Annotated in this window: 17 protein-coding genes; 4 read left to right on the forward strand and 13 right to left on the reverse strand. The window is 72.2% G+C overall.

Annotated elements, in window-relative coordinates:
- Positions 1-39: 39 nt before the first annotated feature.
- Positions 40-1,308, forward strand: coding sequence for an FAD-binding oxidoreductase (locus tag H283_RS0105205; RefSeq protein WP_020142461.1), 1,269 nt, complete (start codon positions 40-42; stop codon positions 1,306-1,308).
- A gap of 170 nt (positions 1,309-1,478) precedes the next feature.
- Here H283_RS0105205 and H283_RS0105210 read toward each other — a convergent pair whose 3' ends face one another.
- From H283_RS0105210 to H283_RS0105270, 13 genes are all read right to left on the reverse strand, one after another.
- A complete protein-coding gene (locus H283_RS0105210) occupies positions 1,479-2,033 on the reverse strand; it encodes a DM13 domain-containing protein (protein WP_020142462.1) in 555 nt (184 codons plus the stop codon).
- A 75-nt stretch (positions 2,034-2,108) separates the two neighbouring features.
- Positions 2,109-3,878 (reverse strand): alpha-amylase family glycosyl hydrolase, encoded by a 1,770-nt coding sequence (locus H283_RS0105215; protein ID WP_020142463.1) that lies wholly within the window; start codon positions 3,876-3,878, stop codon positions 2,109-2,111.
- Between the two features lie 86 nt (positions 3,879-3,964).
- Positions 3,965-4,918: an N-acetylglucosamine kinase gene (locus H283_RS0105220; protein ID WP_020142464.1), complete on the reverse strand. Its 954-nt coding sequence runs from the start codon at positions 4,916-4,918 to the stop codon at positions 3,965-3,967.
- 13 nt (positions 4,919-4,931) lie between these two features.
- Positions 4,932-5,837, reverse strand: a complete 906-nt coding sequence (locus H283_RS0105225; RefSeq protein WP_020142465.1) for a carbohydrate ABC transporter permease — start codon at positions 5,835-5,837, stop codon at positions 4,932-4,934.
- On the reverse strand, positions 5,834-6,733 hold the full coding sequence (locus H283_RS0105230; RefSeq protein ID WP_020142466.1) for a carbohydrate ABC transporter permease: 900 nt from the start codon (positions 6,731-6,733) through the stop codon (positions 5,834-5,836). The genes H283_RS0105225 and H283_RS0105230 overlap by 4 nt, the downstream gene beginning before the upstream one ends.
- A gap of 10 nt (positions 6,734-6,743) precedes the next feature.
- Positions 6,744-8,063 (reverse strand): ABC transporter substrate-binding protein, encoded by a 1,320-nt coding sequence (locus tag H283_RS0105235; protein ID WP_020142467.1) that lies wholly within the window; start codon positions 8,061-8,063, stop codon positions 6,744-6,746.
- Between the two features lie 64 nt (positions 8,064-8,127).
- Positions 8,128-9,069, reverse strand: a complete 942-nt coding sequence (locus H283_RS0105240) for an N-acetylmuramic acid 6-phosphate etherase (RefSeq protein ID WP_020142468.1) — start codon at positions 9,067-9,069, stop codon at positions 8,128-8,130.
- A 251-nt stretch (positions 9,070-9,320) separates the two neighbouring features.
- Positions 9,321-10,220 (reverse strand): MurR/RpiR family transcriptional regulator, encoded by a 900-nt coding sequence (locus tag H283_RS0105245; protein WP_020142469.1) that lies wholly within the window; start codon positions 10,218-10,220, stop codon positions 9,321-9,323.
- 4 nt (positions 10,221-10,224) lie between these two features.
- Positions 10,225-11,967, reverse strand: coding sequence for a serine hydrolase (locus tag H283_RS0105250; protein ID WP_020142470.1), 1,743 nt, complete (start codon positions 11,965-11,967; stop codon positions 10,225-10,227).
- Between the two features lie 55 nt (positions 11,968-12,022).
- On the reverse strand, positions 12,023-13,345 hold the full coding sequence (locus H283_RS0105255; protein WP_020142471.1) for an exo-beta-N-acetylmuramidase NamZ domain-containing protein: 1,323 nt from the start codon (positions 13,343-13,345) through the stop codon (positions 12,023-12,025).
- Positions 13,342-14,256 carry an endonuclease/exonuclease/phosphatase family protein gene (locus tag H283_RS0105260; RefSeq protein WP_020142472.1) on the reverse strand — a complete coding sequence of 305 codons (915 nt, stop codon included), beginning with the start codon at positions 14,254-14,256 and terminating at the stop codon, positions 13,342-13,344. Before H283_RS0105260 ends, H283_RS0105255 begins: the two co-directional genes overlap by 4 nt.
- A 1-nt stretch (position 14,257) precedes the next feature.
- Positions 14,258-16,069 carry a glycoside hydrolase family 3 protein gene (locus H283_RS0105265; protein ID WP_156022976.1) on the reverse strand — a complete coding sequence of 604 codons (1,812 nt, stop codon included), beginning with the start codon at positions 16,067-16,069 and terminating at the stop codon, positions 14,258-14,260.
- Between the two features lie 141 nt (positions 16,070-16,210).
- Positions 16,211-17,788, reverse strand: coding sequence for an ATP-dependent DNA ligase (locus H283_RS0105270; protein ID WP_020142474.1), 1,578 nt, complete (start codon positions 17,786-17,788; stop codon positions 16,211-16,213).
- Positions 17,789-17,906: 118 nt separating this feature from the next.
- On the opposite strand from H283_RS0105270, the gene H283_RS0105275 reads away from it, so the two are divergent.
- From H283_RS0105275 to fabG, 3 genes are all read left to right on the forward strand, one after another.
- A complete protein-coding gene (locus tag H283_RS0105275) occupies positions 17,907-18,917 on the forward strand; it encodes an alpha/beta hydrolase (protein WP_020142475.1) in 1,011 nt (336 codons plus the stop codon).
- Between the two features lie 108 nt (positions 18,918-19,025).
- On the forward strand, positions 19,026-19,829 hold the full coding sequence (locus H283_RS0105280) for an SDR family oxidoreductase (protein ID WP_020142476.1): 804 nt from the start codon (positions 19,026-19,028) through the stop codon (positions 19,827-19,829).
- Positions 19,826-20,605, forward strand: coding sequence for a 3-oxoacyl-ACP reductase FabG (gene fabG / locus H283_RS0105285; RefSeq protein WP_020142477.1), 780 nt, complete (start codon positions 19,826-19,828; stop codon positions 20,603-20,605). The genes H283_RS0105280 and fabG overlap by 4 nt, the downstream gene beginning before the upstream one ends.
- Position 20,606 lies beyond the last annotated feature (1 nt).

Here is a 20,606-nt window from a genome sequence, read left to right on the forward strand (position 1 = left end):
AAGGCACCACCCCGAGCACCAGACCCAGGAGTCGATCGCATGGCCGCTGTGACCCCCGCCGGTACCCCCGTCCCCGAGCGCGTCGCCGTCGTCGGCGCCGGCATGGTCGGTCTCGCCACCGCCTGGTTCCTCCAGGAGCGTGGCGTCGAGGTCACCGTCATCGACCGCGACGGCGTGGCCGCCGGCGCCTCCTGGGGCAACGCGGGCTGGCTGACGCCCGGCATCGCGACGCCGCTGCCCGAGCCCGCCGTGCTCAAGTACGGCCTGCGCGCCGTCCTCAGCCCGAGCTCGCCCGTCTACGTGCCGCCGAGCGCGCGCCCGGACTTCCTCCGCTTCGTCACCGGGTTCACCCGGCACAGCACGATGACGGCCTGGAAGAAGGCCATGGGCGCCCTCGTGCCCGTCAACGACCTGTCGCTCCAGAGCTTCGACCTGCTCAAGGCCGGCGGCGTCGACGCCGACACCTATGAGGCCAAGTCGTTCACCGCCGCCTACCGCACCGCCGAGGAGCGCCAGACCCTGCTCGAGGAGATCGAGCACATCCACGCCTCGGGCGGCGACATCACCTTCGACGTCCTGAGCGGCGACGAGGCGCGCGCCATCGAGCCGGCCCTGTCCGACGAGATCGGCGCCGCGATCGTCCTGCACGGCCAGCGCTTCATCAACCCCGGCGCCTACGTCGCCGCGCTCGCCGACTCGGTCACCGCCCGCGGCGGCAAGATCGTCACCGGCAGCGCCGTCTCGCGCATCACCGACACGCCGACCGGCGTGCTCGTCACGAACGACTTCGGGCAGGCCGAGCACTACGACGCCGTCGTCGTCGCGACCGGCGCGTGGCTCGGCAAGCTCGCGCGGGACTTCGGCGTCAAGCGCGTCGTCCAGGCCGGCCGTGGCTACTCCTTCAGCGTCGCCGTCGACGACCTGCCCAACGGCCCCGTCTACTTCCCGGCCGCGCGCGTCGCCTGCACGCCCGTCGGCGACCGCCTCCGCGTCGCCGGCATGATGGAGTTCCGCCAGCCCGAGGCCGCGCTCGACCCGCGCCGCATCAAGGCCATCGTCGAGTCGGCCCGTCCGCTGCTCCAGGGCGCCGACCTCGACCACCGCCAGGACGAGTGGGTGGGCTCGCGTCCCTGCACCATCGACGGTCTCCCGCTCATCGGCGCCTCGAAGAACCCCAAGGTCTTCGTCGCCGGCGGCCACGGCATGTGGGGCATCACCCTCGGCCCCGTCACCGGGCGCCTGCTCGCCGAGCAGATGGTCACCGGCCGCGCGCCCGAGCAGCTCGCGCCCTTCAACCCGCTGCGCTGAGCGCTCACCGGCGCCGCCGGGAGCACACGGACAAGGCCCACCTGACGAACATCGTCAGGTGGGCCTCCGTGCGCGTCCCCCCGCGCATCGGCGGCGCGTCAGCGCCGCTCGAGACGGCTGCCGCCGGACCCCTCAGTGCGGCGGCAGCCGTCAACCGTGCTTCGGAGACGTCAGGCAGACCGGATTGGTGCCGACCCGAAGGCGACGTCGAAACGGTCGCACCAGATGACGACCGAGGTCAGGCCCGACAGGTCCGTGCCCGCCGGGACGGCGTAGTTCTGGTTGCCGTCGGTGCCCTTGAGGTGGCCGAGCGGCACGAACCGGCCGTCGTCGTAGCGGTGCCAGTCGTCGCCACCCGCCGGCTGGTCGGTCAGCCACACGACGACGTCCGGCCCGTCGCTCGTCGAGAAGCCCTCGAGCCGCAGGACCGTCGCGCCGTCGGCCAGCTCGAGCACCCGTGCCGTGCCGGAGGTGGCGTGCTCACCGTCGACGAAGCGGCCCTCACCGATGACGCGCGGAGCCGCTGACGCGACCGAGGGCGTGGGCCGTGTCGGGGCCGCGCCCTCGTCGGGCGTCGGGCCCGTGACGGTCGCGGCCGCGGCCGGGAGCGGCTCGTCGACGACGCTGCGGGTGAGCAGGCGCCACGGCTGGAAGAGCGCGAGGCCGACGACGAGCACGACGGAGGCAGTCACGACGGCGGCGGCGATCCAGCGGAGTCGGTTCATGGACCCAGTGGACCGGCCCCGCCGTCGCGGCGCCATGACGAGACCCTTACGACGTCGTGACGAGCCGTCCGGGACTCACGCGGGCGTGAGGACGACGAGGGTGTAGGCGCCCACCGAGACGGTGCCGGTCGCGGGCTGGTCGTCGAGCGGCTCGTCCACCGCGTCCACGTCGTGGGTCTCGTGACCCGCGAAGAGGGCGCTGTAGGTCGCTGCGTCGGAGTTGAAGCGGACCGCCCACGGGCCCGCGGACGGCATACCCGTCGTGATGTCGCGTGCCTCGGCGCTCGCGTTGACGACGACCACGGCGACGTCGTCGCCGGAGCGACGGGCCCAGGCGAGCGCCTTGGCCTCGTCGTCGAGGTGCAGCACCTCGAAGCCCTCGCCGCGCAGGCCGCGGGAGACGCCGTCGACGTCGCGGCGCAGGTGGATCAGGTCACGGCCGAGGCGCACGATGTCGCGGAACTGCTCGGCCCGCTCCCAGTCGAGCGGCACGTCGTCGCGGAACCACTCGTCCTCGAGGAACTCCTGGCCCTGGAAGAGCATCGGGATCCCGGGCGCCGTCAGGGCGATCGCGTAGCCGAGCGTCGCGCGCTTCTGCGCCGCCCAGCCGCTCGGGTCGCCGCCGTCGACCTCGTGGGGGACCCGGAGCTTGCCGTTGGCCACCTCGTCGTGGCTCTCGGTGTAGACGATCCGCCGGAACGGCTCGTCGTTGCCCCGCAGGGCGTCCGCGAGCCCGGTCATCGAGCGCTCCGCGTCGTCGACGGCCGTCAGCATCGCCCTCACCGGGTGGACGAAGCTCGTGTCCCACTGCGCGTGGAAACCGGCGCCGCCCTCGTCGGGGGAGGTGATCGCCGGGTCGGACTGGAGGTCCTCGGCGATGATGATCTTGTCGGGGTGCCGATCGCGGATCGTCGTCGTGATCGAGCGCATGAGGTCCCAGCCCTCGGGCAGGTCGCCGCTGCCGAGACCGTCGATGGTGCGCACGTAGAGGGTCGCGTCGAACCGGAGCCCGTCGAGGTGGAACTCCTCGAGCCACATCAGGGCGTTGTCGTGGAGGTAGGCGCGGACCTCCTCGCGGCCGTAGTCGGGCCGGGTGTCACCCCACGGGGTCGACGAGCGCTCGTCGTTGTAGAAGTAGATGCCGCCCTTGCCGTCCTCGCTCCAGCCGTCGAACTGCCAGAGGGAGAGATCGCTCGGGCCGTAGTGGTTGATGACGACGTCGAGGATGACGGCGATGCCGTGCCGGTGCGACTCCTTGACGAACGCCTTGAGAGCGTCGGCTCCGCCGTAGTTGCTCTCGACGGCGAACGGGTTCGACGGGTTGTAGCCCCACGAGTAGTCGCCGGCGAACTCGGCGACGGGCATGAGCTCGATGGCGTTGATGCCCAGCTCGGCGAGGTAGCCGAGCTTGCCGGCCAGGCCGCCGAGGTCACCGGCGTCGCCCTCGGTGGCGACGAACGAGCCGATGTGGGTCTCGTAGATGACGAGCTCGTCGTGCGGCGGGCAGCCGAACGTGTCGCCGCCCCAGTCGAAGGCGTCGCGGTCGTAGACCACGGCGTTGCCCGACGAGTTCGTGACGACGCGGGCGCGGGGGTCGATCCGCATGAGGCGCTGGTCGCCGTTCGTGATGACGAACTGGTACTCGTCACCCGGGTGGGCATCGCGGACATCGGCGTACCAGTGCCCGTTCCCCTCGGCGACCATCGCCTGGCCGTCGCCCGACCAGTCGGTGAAGCTGCCGGTCACCGCGACGGCGTCGGCGTGGGGCGCCCAGACGCGGAAGGCGGTCCCGTCGTCGTGTGGCATCGACCCGAGGCCGGGGCGGTGGGCGTCGTGCTCGGACATGCGGGCTCCAGTCGGCTCGTGAGGGGGCAGCCCGAGCGTAGACCTGGCGGCTCGGACCGACGGGTGACGTACCCGCTCTCCCCGTGTCAGCCGACGAGCAGGTATGCCGGGTGCTCGGGGACGCTGCCGGTGTCGCGCAGGTGCCGGGCCAGGTGCAGTGCACCGTCGAGCGCCCCTCCGAGGGCTGGTGAACGCCGGGCGCCGCCTCCGGCCGCGGCCAGACGGTCGTCCAGGGCGTCGGTGACCGGTCGGGCGCCGAGGAGGCCACCGGTCGCGGTGAGGATCGGGTCGGTCAGGCCCTCTGCTGCGCGAAGCAGCGAGTCGGCGAGGTCGACGCCGGAGCGGACGCAGAGGGCGCGGGCGACCTCGTCGTCGGCGGCGGCTGTCGTGACGAGCGGGGCGACGGCGGCGAGGCGCTCGGGGGCGTCGGGGCTCGTCATGACGAGTCGTGGCCAGCCCTCGGGAGGGCCGAGCAGGTCGGTGGCCGCGGCCAGCAGGGCGGACGACCCGTCGGGCAGCCCGTCGTGCGCGCGCAGGGCTGCGCGGAGTCCTGCCATGCCGAGGGTCGCCGCCGACCCCGCGTCGCCGAGCACGTGCCCCCACCCGTCGACCCGGCGCCACTGCTGCTCGAAGTCGGTGCCGAACGCGACCGCCCCGGTGCCCGCCGCGACGACCGCGCCCGGACCGATGCGGCCCGTCGCGCCGACGAGGTTGGCGACGGCGTCGCTGACGACGACGGTGCGCTCGGCGCCGAGGCCCTGCGCCACGGTGCGCAGCACCTCCGCCCGGTCGGCGAGGAAGAGCAGGCCGCGCATCGACCAGACGACGACCGCGGGAGCCGCGGTGCCACGGCCGCGCTCGTCGTCCGGACTCGCTCCCAGCAGGGCGCGGGCGTCAGATACGAGGGCTGCGACGTCGATGCCGCCCGCACCGACCCGCACGCCCGGTGCCGTGAGCACGGGACCGGGCGACGCGGCACACAACTGCAGTCGCAGGCCCGACCCGCCGACGTCGACGGCCACGACCCGCTGCTCGCTCACGCGAGCGAGCCGATCACTTCGCCATGCCGGCGGTCAAGCCCGCGACGATCTGCTTCGTGGCCACGAGGAAGAGCACGATGAGCGGGACCGTCGTGATGACGAGCCCGGCGAAGACGGCCGAGTAGTTCGTCGCGTTCTCGCCGAAGAAGCTCGTCAGGCCGACCGGGAGGGTGTACTTGTCCTCGCTACGCAGCAGCACGAGCGGGAAGAGGAAGTCGTTCCAGATCGGCACGAACCGGAAGACGGCCACGGTCGCGAGGGCCGGGCGCACGAGCGGGACCATGATCCGCCAGAAGGTCTGCCAGCTGCTCGCGCCGTCGAGCGCCGCCGCCTCCTCGAGCTCCTCCGGCAGCTGCCGGAAGAACGTCGTGAGGACGAAGATCGAGAACGGGATGCCGGACGCGGCGTACATGAGCATGAGGCCGAGCCGTGAGTCGATGAGCCCGAGCCCGTCGAAGAGGTAGAAGATCGGCAGGATCGCGAGGTGGATCGGCAGCATCAGGCCGGAGAGGAAGAGCGCCTCGAGCCACCGGAAGATCCGCGACCGGCCGCGGGCCAGCGCGTAGGCGGCCATCGTCGCGACGGCGGTCGAGATCGCGACCGCGCCCACGGTGACGAGGAGCGAGTTGCCGAAGTACGTCGCGAAGTTGCCGGTGGTCCACGCCTCGACGTAGCTCGCCGTCGTCGGGGGAGCGGGGAGGCCGAGCGGGTCGGTGATGAGGTCGGCGTTGGTGCGGAAGCTGTTGCTCACCATGAGCAGCAGCGGCACGAGCGCCAGGGCGGCATACCCCCAGAGGAGCACGCTGGCCCCCGCGCCGCCCACGGGACGGTTGACCCGCGGTGGGCGGCGGCTGCCCTGCGCAGGACGGGCGGCCACCTGCTCCTGAGGCGCCTCGGTGGTGACGACGGCCGTGGTCATGCGGTGATCCTCCGCTCGTGACGGCGCAGCACGGCCGTGGCGGCGTAGGCGCCACCGAAGATGATGAGAAAGAGCAGCGTGGCGAGCGCCGACGAGCTGCCGATGGCGTCGGTCGCTCCCGAGTCGAACGCCGTGCGGTAGAAGAGCAGTGACACGAAGTCCGTTGCGCCCGCGGGGTTTCCGGTGGAACCACCGAATGCGTAGGGCAGCGCGAAGGCCTCCATGGCGAAGATGAACGTCAGCACCGACACCGTGCCGATGGCGGGCACGAGCAGCGGCAAGGTGATCTTGAAGAACGCCTGCCGGTTGCTCGCGCCGTCGACGCGCGCCGCCTCGGTCAGCTCCTCCGGGACGCCACCCAGTGCGGCGCCGTAGAGCAGCACGGGAAAGCCGATCCACTGCCACACGCTGACGAGGATGACGACCCAGATCGCCGTCTTGGGGTCGCCAAGCCACGGGAGGGCCCAGGACTCGAGGCCGACCTTCGTCAGCAGCGTGTTGACCGGGCCGAACGTCGGCGACAGCAGCAGCGTCCAGAGGTAGCCGATGACGATCGGGCTCACGAGGTAGGGCATCGCGTAGAGCGTCTGCAGCATCCGGCGGCTGCGCGGGCGCGTGTAGAGCAGGTAGGCGATCGTCAGCCCGAAGGTGTTCTGGATGAGCATCGTGCCGACGAAGAAGAGCACGTTGTGCAGCAGCGCTCGCGGCAGGTCGGTCGTGAACGGGGCCCTGGTGAAGAGCGTCACGAAGTTCTCGACCCCCGCGAACGCTCCGCGGGTCGTGCCCTGCCACTGGAAGAAGGCGTAGGAGAACGCCGTCACCATCGGGTAGAGCACGAACACCGCGAAGAGCGCGAGCGCCGGAGCGACGAAGACCAGGCCGGTGCGGCGCTTCATGCAGGAACCGTCACGCGCTCGGCTTGAACCAGGTCTTGACGCCGGTCTCGAGGTCCTCGCTCACCGCGGCGGCGTCCTTGGAGCCGAGCAGCATCTCCTGCAGGCCCTTGCCGAGCAGGTCGGTGCCCGTGGGCGCGCCGTAGCGGAAGTCGGTGAGCAGCAGGTACGGCGAGCCGGACTTCGTGTAGTTCTCGCTCATCTGCTTGAGCAGCGGGTCGGTGGGCTCGACCCCCGGCACGGCCGAGAGCTGCTTGATGTCGTCGCTGACCATCTGGCCGAACTCCTTCGTGGTCATCCACTTCACGAGCTCCGTGGCCTCGGTCGGGTGCTTCGACTTGGCGGAGACGCCGAAGTTGCCATCGGCCCATCCTGCCGTCGTCGCCTCGGACCCGCTCGGCGAGCCGGGCGCCGGCGGCACCTGGAAGATGCCGATCTTCATGGCTGGGTTGGCCTTCTGGAAGACGGACAGGTCGAAGCTGCCGCCGGGGATCATCGCGGCCTTCTCGGCCGAGAAGAGCGTCTGGGCGTCGGTCTGGGCCACTCCGGTGGCGTTCTTGGGCATGTACTTCTCGAGGTCGCCGACGACCTTGACGGAGCCGACCCAGTCGGGGTCGGTGAACGTCTTCTGGCCCGAGAGCACCTGGGACTGGAACGCCTTGCCGCCGAAGCGCGCGCCGGCGAGGACCTCGTGGACGATCGGGAGCGTCCAGTCGTCCTTGGCGCCGATGGCGATCGGGGTCACGCCGGCGGCCATGAGCTTGTCGTTCGCGGCGATGAACTCGGCCCACGTCGTCGGGGCCGCGATGCCGTTCTTCTCGAAGAGGCCCTGGTTGTAGAACATCTGCACCGTCTGGCGGGCGAGCGGCACGGAGTAGGTCTTGCCGTCCTCCTTGCCCTTGGCGCTCGCGACGACGTTCTCGTCCCAGCCCGCGAGGTCGACCTTGCCGTCGAGCGGCAGCAGCGACTTGCTCGCGACGGTGCCCTGGAGCTGGCCGTAGGAGCGCACCTGGGGCACGTCGGGACCGCTCGAGCCGGCGAGGCCGGTCGCGAGGATCTTGTTGTACTCCGTCGCCTTGAACGCCTTGAAGTCGACGTTGACGTTCGGGTGCGCCTTCTCGTAGGCGTCGAAGATCTTGTTGTATGCGGCCTCGTCCTCCACGCGCCACGACCACACCGTCAGGGTGACCTTGCCGTCGTCGCCCGTGCTCGAGGAGCCGGAGGAGGACGGCGAGCAGGCGGTCACGACGAGCGCTCCGGAGAGCGCGGCGATCGTCAGGACCGTGCGGCGTGCGCGCCGCGACGAGCCGGGGAGGCGTGAGGCGAACGTCATGGTGGTGCTCCTGTCGGGTTCTGCTGGGTGCCTGGGGGTCGGCACGTGGGGTGGGAGGGTGGGTTCAGCGTTCGGGCACGGAAGCGGTCGGGGTGGCTGCGTGGCCGCCGAGGGACGTCAGCGCGTGGGCCACGGATCCGTCGTGGGCGGCGATGGCGTCGCGGGCCGTGGCCGCGTCGACGCCCGCGAGCATCGAGAGCAACGCGGGCTTGAGCTCGCCGTCTGCGTCGTCGAGAGCCTGGCGGGCCTGCTCGGCGTCGGCGCCGGTGGCCTCCTGGAGGATCCGGACGACGCGGCCGCGGAGCTTGGCGTTCGTCGCGACGACGTCGACCATGAGGTTGCTCCACGTGCGGCCGAGGCGGATCATCACGGCGGTCGAGAACGAGTTGAGGACGAGCTTCTGGGCGGTGCCGGCCTTGAGGCGCGTCGAGCCGGTCAACGCCTCGGGCCCGGTGCGCACGGCGAGCAGCAGGTCGGCGTGGACGGCGACCTCGGCGTCCGGGTTGGCGGTGACGAGGGCCGTGACGGCGCCGAGCTCGCGAGCCCGCGCGAGAGCGCCGGCCACGAACGGCGTACGCCCGGAGGCCGTGAGGCCGATGGCGATGTCGCCGGGACGCAGGGCCCCGGCCTCCTCGCGACCGAGGTCGACGTCGTCCTCGACGTTCTCGACGGCCTCGAGCAGCGCGCCGGGCCCGCCCGCGTGGTGGGCCACGACGAGGCCGGCCGGGGCGTTGAAGGTGGGGCGCAGCTCGGCGGCGTCGAGCACGGCGAGGCGTCCGGACGTGCCGGCGCCGAAGTAGTGGACGGCCCCGCCGGCGCGGAGCGACTCGACCGCGCGGTCGACGAGGAGGGCCAGCTCGGGGAGGACCTCGCCCACGGCACCGGCCACCGTCGCGTCCTCGGCGTTGAGTGCCCGGAGGATGTCGAGAGAGGTGTGCGTGTCGATGGACGTCGTCCCCGGATGGCGCTCCTCGGTGGGGGCGTCCACGGTCACCTCGCTGCTCACCCGTGCGAGGTTAGTTTCCTACGTCGTCAGCGTCAATGCCGTAAATGAGTAACATTCCCGTCACGGTCCCCCGACCCTCGAGTGAACGCTCCGTCCCACTCGAGTGAGCGCTCCGTCCCACGCGTTGCGTCCGGGGACCCTGCGCCTGGGGCTGGGCGCTCACTCGAGTGTGGTCGGGCGCTCACTCGAGGGTGGTCAGGCGCTCACTCGACTGTGGTCAGGCGCTCACTCGAGGGTGGCGGCTCGACGGGTCAGTCGGTGACGTGGTGGCCGGCGACGGCCTCACGGGTGTCGGCGACGGCCTTGCGGGCCTTGCGGAGGTTGCGCTGGGCGACGGCGATGTACAGGCAGTCGACGACGGTGAGGGCGGCGATGCGGCTCGCGGTGGCGCCGGAACGCAGGCTCGTCTCGCGGGCCGCCGTCGTCAGCAGGATGTCGACGCCGGAGGCGAGCCGGGACAGCGGGAAGTTCGTGATCGCGAGCGTCCGCGCACCCGTCGAGCGCGCCGCGGCCAGCGCCTCGATGGTCTCGGTCGTCGTGCCGGAGTGCGAGATGCCCACCGCGATGTCGCCGGGGCCGAGCAGCGTCGCGCTCGTCAGGGCGATGTGGGGGTCGTTCCACGCGAAGGCGACGATGCCGATGCGGTGCAGCTTCTGCTGGAGGTCGGTGCCGACGATCGAGCTCGCGCCGATGCCGTAGATGTCGACGCGACCGGCCCGGGCGATGGCCGCCGCCGCCGAGGCGAGGGCGTCGCGGTCGAGCTGCTGGGCCGTCTCCTCGACGGCGCTCGCGTCGCTGAAGGCCACCTTGGCGATGATGTCGTCGATGGTGTCGCTCGCGCTGATGTCGGTGCCGCCGCGGTTCATCGTGCGCGGGTGCGCCGACTCCTCGGCGAGCGCGAGACGCAGCTGCGGGTAGCCGGGCAGCCCGAGCCGTCGGCAGAAGCGCAGCACCGTCGTCTCGGACGTGCGTGCGGCCGTGGCCAGCTCGCTGATGGTCAGGCCGGCGGCTCGGCGCGCGTCGGCGAGGACGATGTCGGCGACACGGTCCTCGGCGGGCGACAGGGAGGGCTTGATCCCCCGCAGGCGGATGAGCAGCGACGCGCTCGCGGCACCTGCGGGGGACGAAGCCCCGTCCTCGGTCCTGGGCATGGGCCTACGCTACGGCGTCGCGGCCGGCGAGCCGCCAACCGTCCGCCGTGAAGGCGTCGGGTGTCTTCTCCCCGTCGAGCAGCACGCCACCGGGCCCCCGCACGACCACGTCGTCGACGGCGACGCCGCGACCGAGGTAGCCCCCGTCGGTCGTGTGCCGCCAGCGCAGCAGCTGCGACCCGGCCGGCAGGTCGGCCCGCACCTGCACCCAGCGCCTCGTGCCGGCGCCGGAGATGACGCCGTCGGCCGTCTCGGTCTGCCCACGGTCGACGACGTCGAACGGCAGAGCCGTCCACGTCGCACCACCGTCGGTGGAGCGCTCGAGGTGGAGCAGGTCGGTCTCCTCGGTGTCGAGGAAGAGGTCGAAGCCGAGGCGTGCGCCCCCCGGACCCACGGGGAGGGCGGGCGTCGTCAGGGTGGTGGTCGTCGCGTTGTCGGACCCCGTGAACCAGGCGGTGTCGCCATGGCGCGGGCGGATGCCCATCGACGCCGCGAGTCCGTGGGCCCACTCGCGACGGGCGAGGTTGATCGATCCCCAGTTGCGGGAGGGGTGCACGCGGTTGGTGAGCAGGATCGCGAACGACCGCGACGTGAAGTCGATGACGATCGATGTGCCCGTGTAGCCGGTGTGGCCCGCGGTGCGCGGCCCGGACAGCGCGTCCATGTACCACCGCTGGTCGAGCTCGAAGCCGAGACCGTGCGAGTCGCCGGGGAAGGCGCCGTTGAAGTTCGTGATGAGGGCCTCGACGCTCTTGCGGCTGAGGATGCGCTCGCCGCGGTAGGAGCCGCCGTTGAGCAGCGCCTGGGACAGGATCGCGAGGTCGTCGACGGTGGAGAAGACGCCGGCATGCCCGGCGACCCCGCCCAGCGACCAGGCGTTCTCGTCGTGGACCTCGCCTCGGACCATGCCGCGCGGCGGCGCCGTCTGGTACTCGGTCGCCGCCGTCCGGGCCTTTTCCGTGGGGTTGTAGCCGGTGTCCTTCATGCCGAGCGGCGCGGTGATCCGGTCGTGGACGACGGCGTCGAGCGGCTCGCCCCGCAGCTTCTCGACCATGACGCCGAGGGTGATGAGGTTGAGATCGCTGTAGAGGTAGGTCGTGCCCGGCGCGTTGGTCAGCGGCTGGTCCATGACGGCCTTGATGCGCGAGGCCTTGTCGGGCCACTTGCTCCAGAGCGGGAGCCAGGACGTGAAGCCGGACGTGTGCGTCAGCAGCTGGCGCACCGTGACGGCCCCTTTGCCGTTGGCGGCGAACTCCGGGAGGTAGGCCGCCACCGGGCTCTCGAGGGAGACGCGCCCCTCCTCGATGAGCTGGACGACGGCGATCGAGGTGAAGAGCTTGGAGACCGAGGCGAGGTCGAAGATCGTGTCGGTGCGCATCGGCTCCCACTGGTCGCGGGGGAGCTCGGTGCTCGCGTCGGCGTAGCGCAGCGCCCAGCCGCTCGCGTCGCGTTCGACGATGCGTCCCTCGTGTCCCATGATCCCGACGGCACCGGCGAAGAGCGGGTGGCCGCTCGCGTCGACCTGCTCGTGGGCGTGGATGCGGTCGACGGCCTCGGCGATCGGGGCCGGGTCGAGCCCGACCGACGCGGGGCTCGCGTCGGACAGCACGGTGTTGGGCGGCGCGAAACCGCGGTCGGGCTTGCTGAAGTCGTCGGCCGTCGCGGAGCCGACGGGTCCCGCGGTCACGAGACTGCCCGCGAGGGCGAGGCTGCCGAGGGCAGCGGGGACGAGGGTGCGCAGGCGCATGTCACTCCTAGATCGTGCAACAGGTCGTGCAGCGGGTGGTGAGCCGGTGGACAGGTCAGTTCGAGGGGCCGCGGTAGAGGAGGTACTGCTGGCGCCGCGCGTCGAAGGCTGCGAGCTCGTCGCGCCACGCGCCGACGACCTCGTCGGCGGAGGCACCGGCCGAGATCTGGGTGCGCAGCCGCTGCGAGCCGGTCAGCTTGTCGATCCAGTAGGGCCGAGCCGGGTCGTAGGAGTCGTAGCGCCAGGCGAAGTCGCTGTAGAGCGCCTTGGCAGCCACGAGCATCTCGACGGTCGAGCGGATCGGGTCGAAGGCCGACGGGTCGGTGACGTGCAGCTGGATGCCGCCGCACACGAGACCGGTGTGCTTGCTGAACGTGGGGGAGAAGTAGGCCTCGCGGAAGCCGACGCCCGGAAGGTCCAGCGCCGCAAGGCGTTCGGCCCACCTGTAGTCCACGTAGGGCGCGCCGATGAGCTCGAACGGCCGGGTCGTGCCGCGGCCCTCGGACAGGTTGGTCCCCTCGAACATCCCCGTGCCGGGATACACGAGCGCGGTGTCGGGGGTCGGCATGTTGGGACTCGGCATGACCCAGGGGAGCCCGGTGACGGCATACGGCACGTCCCTGCGCCAGCCCTTGACCTCGATGACGGACAGCTCGGCGAGCCGGCCACCGGCGTCGGCCGTGAGGAACTCGCCGTCGAAGTAGCGGGCGAGCTCGCCGACCGTCATGCCGTGGGCCTGGACGATCTCCTTGGCGCCGACACCGGAGGTCCACGGCGTCGTCATCATCGGACCGATCGCCTTGCCGCCGATGGGGTTCGGTCGGTCGAGCACGACGAAGCGGGCGCCGACGGCGACGGCCGCGCGCATGGCCGTGTACATCGTCCAGATGTAGGTGTAGAAGCGCGAGCCGACGTCCTGGATGTCGAAGACGACGGTCTCGACCCCGGCCGTGCGGAAGAGCGTCGTCATCTTGGCCGCGTTGGCGCCGTAGGCGTCGTAGACCATGAGCCCGGTGCGCGGGTCGGTGTGGTTGCCCTCGGAGTCGCCGGCCTGCGCCGTGCCGCGGAAGCCGTGCTCGGGCCCGAAGACGCCGACGATGTCGACGGCTCCGGACTCGTGCATCTCGTCGACGATCGTGCGCAGGTTGGTGAGGATGCCGGTCGGGTTGGTGATGACCCCGACCTTCTGGCCCGAGAGCGCCGACCAGCCGGCCGCGGCTGCGCTCTGCGCGCCCGTCGTGACGGGGTTGTTGGGGTAGTTGCCGGCGTATGCCGTCGGGCCGGCCTGTGCAGCAACGGATCCGGCCGCGGTGGCGGGGATGGCGACGGCGCCGAGTGCGCCGGCGGTGAGCAGCTGCCTGCGGTTGAGGTTGGTCATCTGGAGCTCTCCGATCCTTGGTCGAGCAGGACGGTCGCGGCGACGGCACGGTGGTCGCTCGCGCCGACGTGGGCGGGGTCGTTGGCGGTGCTGGCGTGCACGACGTCGATGCCGGGGGAGACGGCGACGAGGTCGATGCGCTTGGTGGGGTCGAGGGCCGGGTAGCTGAGGCCGGGCTCGCCGTCGCGATCCGGGGCCACGGCCCAGGCGTCGCGCAGCCGGGTCCAGAGGCCGGCCAGCTCGGGCGCCCTCGCGTCGGCGTTGAGGTCCCCGAGCAGCACCTGGTCGGCGCCGGGCGGGTCCTCGTCGAGGATCGCGAGCGTGTCGGCGACCTGGAGACGTCGGACGGTCGGGTCGCCGCGGTAGTCGAGATGGGTGACGTAGACGTGGGTGCGGGCCCCTCCGATCTGCACCGTGGCCTCGAGGAAGCCCGGTGCCGGGGCGGGCGACGGGTTCGGGTCCTGGGTCGAGAGTCGGGTCAGGTCGTGGTTCTCCACGGCGACGATCGGATGGCGCGAGAGCAGGGCGACGCCGAACTCGCGGCGCGGTGCGCCGGGTGCCGGAGGTTCGAGGCTGTAGATCGGGGCGAACGCGGTGCGCATCCCGAGCCGGCGCCCGAGCTCGGTGACGGTGTCGTCGAAGCGGCTGCGCTCGCCCCAGTGGACGTCGGCCTCCTCGAGGCCCACGACGTCGGCGTCGAGGGCCCGGATCGCCGCCGCGGTGCGGTCGAGGTCGTAGACGTCGTCGCTGCCTGCGCCCGCGTGGATGTTGTACGTCGCGACGACGGCCCGGACCGGCGGGACGGACGAGGTGACTGCCGGCACGCCGTGGGCGCTCGCAGGCACGAGCGCGGTGGCCGTGGCCGCGGCGGCGACGAGAGCCGCCGCGGCCACCCGGTGCAGGGCGCTCATGTCAGTAGGTCAGCCCGTGCCCGAACGGGTAGAGCACCGTGGCCGGGTCGCCGGCGACGGGGATGTCGACGGGCAGCGAGGCCGTCGGCGCGACGTCCCCGACGATGACGCGAGCGGCCGCCTCGATCGCAACCGGGCTGTAGGAGTACGTCGCGACGTAGGTCGGGGCGCTCGTGAAGTAGGCGATGTCGTAGGGGTCGCGCACGGCGACGACGACGACGGTCTTCCCGGTCGCGAGCAGCGCCTTGACGAGCTTCTGCTGACCGCCACGGGTGTCGGTGACGCTCGTGTCCCAGGCCTTCATCGTCGTGACGACGACGACGTCCTTGTCGGCGGCCGCGGCGACGGCGGAGGCCACTGCCGCGTCGGTGGGCGACGTGCCCGTCTGGACGGTCTGCACCGTCGCACCCTTGGCCGTCATCGCCGCCGCGAGCGTGGCCGTCGTCGAGACGCCGTAGCCGGTGACGAGGACCTTCTTGCCGGCCGGGGCGATCGGGAGGGCCTTGGCGTCGTTCTTGACGAGCGTCGTCGTGCGGTCGGTGACGGAGCTCGCCGACGCGAGGTGCGCGGGGGTGCCGACGACCGCCGAGAGGGCGGCAGGGTCGGCGTACGGGCGGGCCACGATGCCGCGGCGGTACTTCAGGCCCAGCACGCGGCGCACCTTCGCGTCGAGCTCGCTGCGCGGGATGCGACCGCTGCGGACCGCGGCGATGACGGCGGCGTAGGCGTCGTCCATCGCCGGGGTCATGAGCAGCTGGTCGACGCCGGCGAGCAGCGCCCGGACGGCCACCTCGGCATCGCCGTAGAGGTCGCGGACGCCCTGCATGGCGAGGGAGTCGGTGACGATGACGCCCTCGTAGCCGAGCTCCCCGCGCAGCACGCCGGTCATGATCGGCTTGCTCAGCGTGGCCGGGTTGCCCGAGTCGTCGAGCGCCGGGAACGACAGGTGCGCCGTCATGATCATGTCGATCTGCTCGTTGATGGCGGCCTTGAAGGGCGGGGCGTCGATCGACTCCCACTGCTCGCGCGTGTGGGTGATGATCGGGAACGCGACGTGGCTGTCGGTCGCGGTGTCACCGTGGCCGGGGAAGTGCTTGGCCGACGACGCCACGCCACCGTCGCGCTGGTAGCCGGCCACCTGCGCGGCCGCCAGCTCGGCGGCGAGGGCGGCCCGCGACGAGAAGGACCGGGTGCCGATCACGGGGTTGAGCGGGTTGACGTTGACGTCGCAGTCGGGCGCGAAGTTCGTGTTGACGCCCATCGCGAGCAGCTCACGGCCGGTGATCGCCGCGGCGGTGCGGGCGTCGGCGGCGCTCCGGCCGGCCCCGAGGGCCATCGAGCCGGGGAACTGCGTGGCGGGCGGCCCGATGCGTGTCACGACGCCCTGCTCCTGGTCGGTCGCGATCTGGAGCGGGACCCGGACCTTGCTCGCCTGCGTCAGGGCCGCCTTCTGCAGCCCGTTGGAGAGGCCGACGATCTGGTCGGGGTTCTGCACGCTGTCGGTCCAGGCGAAGTAGATGACACCGCCGAGGTGGTACTTCTGCACGACCTCGGCCGGGCTCGCGACGCCGTAGAGCGGGAGGTTGCGGCTGTCGGGCGTCGTGGCGTCCTTGCCGTAGACGTTCTGGATGAAGAGCTGACCGACCTTCTCCTCCAAGGACATCCGGGCGATCGTGGCGGTCACCCAGCCCGTCTCGCCGGCAGTGGCTGCAGGGGCGGGGCCCGACGCGGCACGCGCGCTGCCGGCCGCGGCACCGGCTGCCGCAGCGGCGAGGCCGCCCGCGATCACGGAGCGACGTGAGAGTTCGGACATGGACATGGTGCCTCCAGGAATGTGAAGAATTCACGCAATCTGTCGTCGCGCCGGAACTTACCTACGTACCGTGGCGTAGGCAACAGATAGCGGCGTGCCATCTCACGACGCGCCGGACGGCGGCCCCCGGCGGGGCCCCGCTCACCAGCCGGCGAGCGACCTCACGGTCTGCACGGTGTCGATCTCGGAGACCGGCTTGTCGTCGCGGTAGCGCAGCACCCGGGCGAAGCGCAGGGCCATGCCGCCGGGGTAGCGCGACGACTTCTGCACGCCGTCGAAGGCGATCTCGACGACCTGCTCGGGGCGGAGGGGGACGACGCCCCACTGCTGGCCCGAACGTCCCGCCTCGACGTCCGCCGGGTCGAGCGCCAGACCGCTGAACCGTTCGGTCTGCCACGTGAGCATCTCGTCGGTCATCCCCTTGAACGTCTTGCCGAGCATGACGAGCTCGCCCGACTCGGCGTCGCGGGCGCCGAGGTGGATGTTGGACAGCCATCCCTGACGGCGGCCACTGCCCCACTCGACCGCCAGCACGACGAGGTCGAGGGTGTGCCGCGGCTTGACCTTGACCCACCCCGGACCCCGGCGTCCGGCGGCATACGGCAGCGCGGGGTCCTTGACGACGACGCCCTCGTGGCCGGCAGCGACGAGGTCGGTGAAGAACCGCGCTGCGCGTTGGGGGTCGTCGGTGCGCTCCCGTGGCACCCGCCACGCCGGCGGCACCGTCGCGGCCAGGCGCTCCCAGCGCACGTGGGCAGGCTCGTCGAGGAGGTCCTCGCCGTCGAGGTGGAGCAGGTCGAAGAAGTACGGCGTGAGCGGCACCTCCTCGCGCAACCGGTCGACGTCGGCGCTGCTCGCCGTGCGGGCGCCCGTCACCTGGAAGGGCTGGGGGCGACCGCCGTCGCCGAGGGCGATGACCTCGCCGTCGAGGACGAGGGTCTCGACGTCGAGGGCTGCGAGGGCCTCGGTGATCTCGGGCATCCGGTCGGTGACCTCGTCGAGCGTCCGCGTGAAGAGGCGCACGGTGCCCGGGCTCGTGCGGTTGTCGACGTGCGCCTGCAGGCGTATGCCGTCGAGCTTGGTCTCGACGACGACCTCGCCTCCCAGCGTGGCGAGCGCCGTGGCGACGTCGGGGGCCGAGCCGGCGAGCATCGGTCGCAGCGGGCGGCCGACCTCGAGGGTCAGCGACTCGAGGGCGTCCGTGCCCCCGGCGAGGGCGGCGCGGGCGACCGGGCCCGCGAAGCCGGCGACCATGACGGCTCGTCGCACCGCGGCGTCGGGGACGTCGGCGGCCTTGGCGATCGCCTGGAGCATGACGCCGTCGCCCGCGCCCTGACGGGTCTCGCCCGTGATGAGTCCGCGCAGCCACGCCTGCTCGTCGGCGGTGGCGCGCGCGAAGAGCTCGCGCACGGCGGAGGAGCGCGCCGCGCCCGACCCGGACCCGCCGATGGCGGCGATCGCGGTGGCCGCGGCGTCGACCTCCTCGACGGTCAGGGTCGAGGTCTCCGCCGGGTCGGGCAGACCCTGCAGCCCGCGCCAGCTGACGCCGATGCGCCGCTGGGGGAGCGCCCCCGACAGGTGGGCCGTCACGACCTCGACGACGTCGGGACCGTCCTGCGCCGCCCGCCGCAGGCAGGCCGCCAGCGACTCGACCTTCGCCGTGCGCGACGACGTGGCGGCGACGGTGTGCGAGGTGGTGACGACGTCGGAGAGCTGCATGCCCCGATCCTCCCCCGCCCCGCCGACACCCACCACCTCCGCGGTCGAGAGGCCCCGTGGGTCGCCCTCCGCGGTCGCGCGCTCACCTCCTGCCGGCCGTCCGGACTAGATTCGCCGCATGGGTGGCATCGTCGACCGGACTCGCGGTCTCGCGCGCAGGGCCGCGCTGGGCACGGCAACCGCGGCCGGCGCGCTGCTCGTGACCGCCCGGACGACGCCGTGGCCGTCGGCCCTGCTCATCCGGGCCGTCTTCGACCGTGGGGCCGCGCGCGCGAGCGCCGCCCTGGAGAAGCACGTCCCTGGCGACCTCGTCGAGGTCGTCGACGAGGCGTACGACATCGCCTCCCCCGACGGGCGGCTCGACGTCTTCCGGCCGCCTCGGACCGAGCCGCTGCCCACGGTCGTCTGGGTGCACGGGGGTGCGTTCGTGTCCGGGTCGAAGCGCGACGTCGCCAACTACCTCCGGGTGCTCGCCGGCCGCGGTTTCACGACGGTCGGCGTGGACTACTCGATCGCCCCCGGCTCGCGTTACCCCACGCCGGTCCGACAGGTGGCGGCGGCACTCGCCCACCTCGTCGACCACGCCGACCGGCTCGGCGTCGACCCCGGGCGCATCGTCCTCGCCGGCGACTCGGCGGGCGCCCAGATCGCCGCCCAGGTCGCGTTGCTCGCCAGCGACGCTGCCTACGCGAGCGACGTCGGCATCGAGGTCGACGTGCCACCGGCGTCCCTCAAGGGTGTCGTGCTCTTCTGCGGTGCCTACGACTTCACCCTCGCGCAGGGGTCGACCCGGCTGGGCAGCTGGCTCGTCGACACGGCCATCTGGTCCTACCTCGGCTCGAGCCGACGCCACGACGAGCGGACGACCCGCCAGGGCTCGGTGCCGGAGCACGTCACCTCGTCGTTCCCCCCGGCCTTCGTCTCGGCCGGGAACGGCGACCCGCTCCTCCCGCACACGGTCGCGCTCGTCGGGGCGCTGGACCGGCACGGCGTCGACCACGACGCCCTGCTCTTCGACGACGGCCACGAGCCGCGGCTCGGGCACGAGTTCCAGTTCGACCTCGACACCGCCGACGGGCGTGAGGCGCTGGACCGGGCCGTCGCCTTCATCGAGCGCGTCGCCGGCTGACGACCGCGCGAGCCGTCGCCCCTCGATGGTCGAGGGGTGGGGTCACTTGACGTGGGGGGCTCCTTGTCGTCAAGGTAAGCAAGCGCTTAGTCCATCGCGAGGAGCAGCATGCCCGACACCGCCGTCGTCACCGGAGCAGCCCGGGGGATCGGCCGCGCCATCGCCACCCGCCTGGCCCGCGAGGGCTGGCAGGTCGTCGTCGCCGACCTCGACGCGGCCGAGCTCGCGACGACCGCCGAGCTGATCGGTGCCGTCGCGGTGCCGGGCGACACGTCGACCGACGCCGGCGTGCGGCACCTCGTCGACACGGCATACGACCGCCTCGGGCACGTCGACGTCTTCTTCGCCAACGCCGGGATCGGCACCCTCAAGGGGCTCGACGCCTCGGACGACGAGTGGACCCGCACCCTCGAGACCAACGTCCTGGCCCACGTGCGCGCCGCCCGGCACCTCGTGCCGCGCTGGCTCGACACCGGCGGCGGACGCCTCGTCGTCACCGCGTCGGCGGCCGGGCTGCTGACGATGCTCGGCGACGCGCCCTACTCCGTGAGCAAGCACGGTGCCGTCGCCTTCGCCGAGTGGCTGAGCGCGACGTACCGCCACCGCGGGATCGTCGTGCAGGCGATCTGTCCCCAGGGGGTGCAGACCCGGATGCTCGACGGCTCCGGCCCGCTCAAGGACCTGCTGACCCTCGATGCGACGCTCACCGCCGACGAGGTCGCCGACGCCGCGTTCCGTGCGCTCGCGGGCGACGAGTTCTACGTCCTCCCGCACCCCGAGGTGGGCGGCTACTACGCGCAGCGGGCCGCCCACCCCGACGCCTGGCTCGCCGGCATGAACCGGCTCCAGCAGAAGCTCGACGACCAGACCCGGCAGACCACCACCTCCACCCCGACCCAGGAGCCCGCATGACCGACCAGCCCGCCACCACGACCGACGCCAAGCGCACCGCCATCGTCACCGGGGCCGCGCGCGGCATCGGTGCCGCCGTGGCCAAGCGCCTCGCCACCGACGGGTATGCCGTCGCCGTCCTCGACCTCGACGAGTCCGCCTGCGCCGCAGTGGTCTCCGAGATCGAGGCCGCGGGTGGCAAGGGTCTCGCCGTCGGTGTCGACGTCTCCGACGAGGCGGCCGTGCAGACGGCCGTCGACCGCGTCGCGTCCGAGCTCGGGTCCCCGACGGTGCTCGTCAACAACGCCGGCATCATCCGCGACAACATGCTCTTCAAGATGAGCGCCGACGACTGGGACGCCGTCATGAACGTCCACCTGCGCGGCTCCTTCCTCATGACGCGGGCGACGCAGAAGCACATGATCGACGCGAAGTTCGGTCGCATCGTCAACCTCAGCTCCACCTCGGCGCTCGGCAACCGCGGCCAGGCCAACTACTCCGCCGCCAAGGCCGGCCTGCAGGGCTTCACGAAGACCCTCGCCATCGAGCTCGGCAAGTTCGGCGTCACCGCCAACGCCATCGCGCCCGGTTTCATCGCGACGGACATGACGCGCCAGACGGCCGAGCGCATGGGCATAACCTTCGAGCAGTTCCTCGAGGGTGCCGCCAAGGAGATCCCCGTGGCCCGCGTCGGCCAGCCCGAGGACATCGCGGCGACGACCTCCTTCCTCGTGCGCGACGAGGCCGGCTTCGTCTCCGGCCAGGTCATCTACGTCGCCGGCGGACCGAAGGACTGAC

It is taken from the genome of Terracoccus sp. 273MFTsu3.1, from assembly GCF_000383675.1.
Classification (GTDB): domain Bacteria; phylum Actinomycetota; class Actinomycetes; order Actinomycetales; family Dermatophilaceae; genus Terrabacter.

Coding starts and splice junctions, on each gene's coding strand:
- H283_RS0105275 (WP_020142475.1), top strand. CDS start 17,907: ATGGGTGGCATCGTCGACCGGACTCGCGGTCTCGCGCGCAGGGCCGCG.
- H283_RS0105215 (WP_020142463.1), bottom strand. CDS start 3,878: ATGTCCGAGCACGACGCCCACCGCCCCGGCCTCGGGTCGATGCCACAC.
- H283_RS0105235 (WP_020142467.1), bottom strand. CDS start 8,063: ATGACGTTCGCCTCACGCCTCCCCGGCTCGTCGCGGCGCGCACGCCGC.
- H283_RS0105205 (WP_020142461.1), top strand. CDS start 40: ATGGCCGCTGTGACCCCCGCCGGTACCCCCGTCCCCGAGCGCGTCGCC.
- fabG (WP_020142477.1), top strand. CDS start 19,826: ATGACCGACCAGCCCGCCACCACGACCGACGCCAAGCGCACCGCCATC.
- H283_RS0105245 (WP_020142469.1), bottom strand. CDS start 10,220: ATGCCCAGGACCGAGGACGGGGCTTCGTCCCCCGCAGGTGCCGCGAGC.
- H283_RS0105260 (WP_020142472.1), bottom strand. CDS start 14,256: ATGAGCGCCCTGCACCGGGTGGCCGCGGCGGCTCTCGTCGCCGCCGCG.
- H283_RS0105280 (WP_020142476.1), top strand. CDS start 19,026: ATGCCCGACACCGCCGTCGTCACCGGAGCAGCCCGGGGGATCGGCCGC.
- H283_RS0105250 (WP_020142470.1), bottom strand. CDS start 11,967: ATGCGCCTGCGCACCCTCGTCCCCGCTGCCCTCGGCAGCCTCGCCCTC.
- H283_RS0105210 (WP_020142462.1), bottom strand. CDS start 2,033: ATGAACCGACTCCGCTGGATCGCCGCCGCCGTCGTGACTGCCTCCGTC.
- H283_RS0105230 (WP_020142466.1), bottom strand. CDS start 6,733: ATGAAGCGCCGCACCGGCCTGGTCTTCGTCGCTCCGGCGCTCGCGCTC.
- H283_RS0105225 (WP_020142465.1), bottom strand. CDS start 5,837: ATGACCACGGCCGTCGTCACCACCGAGGCGCCTCAGGAGCAGGTGGCC.
- H283_RS0105265 (WP_156022976.1), bottom strand. CDS start 16,069: ATGTCCGAACTCTCACGTCGCTCCGTGATCGCGGGCGGCCTCGCCGCT.
- H283_RS0105270 (WP_020142474.1), bottom strand. CDS start 17,788: ATGCAGCTCTCCGACGTCGTCACCACCTCGCACACCGTCGCCGCCACG.
- H283_RS0105255 (WP_020142471.1), bottom strand. CDS start 13,345: ATGACCAACCTCAACCGCAGGCAGCTGCTCACCGCCGGCGCACTCGGC.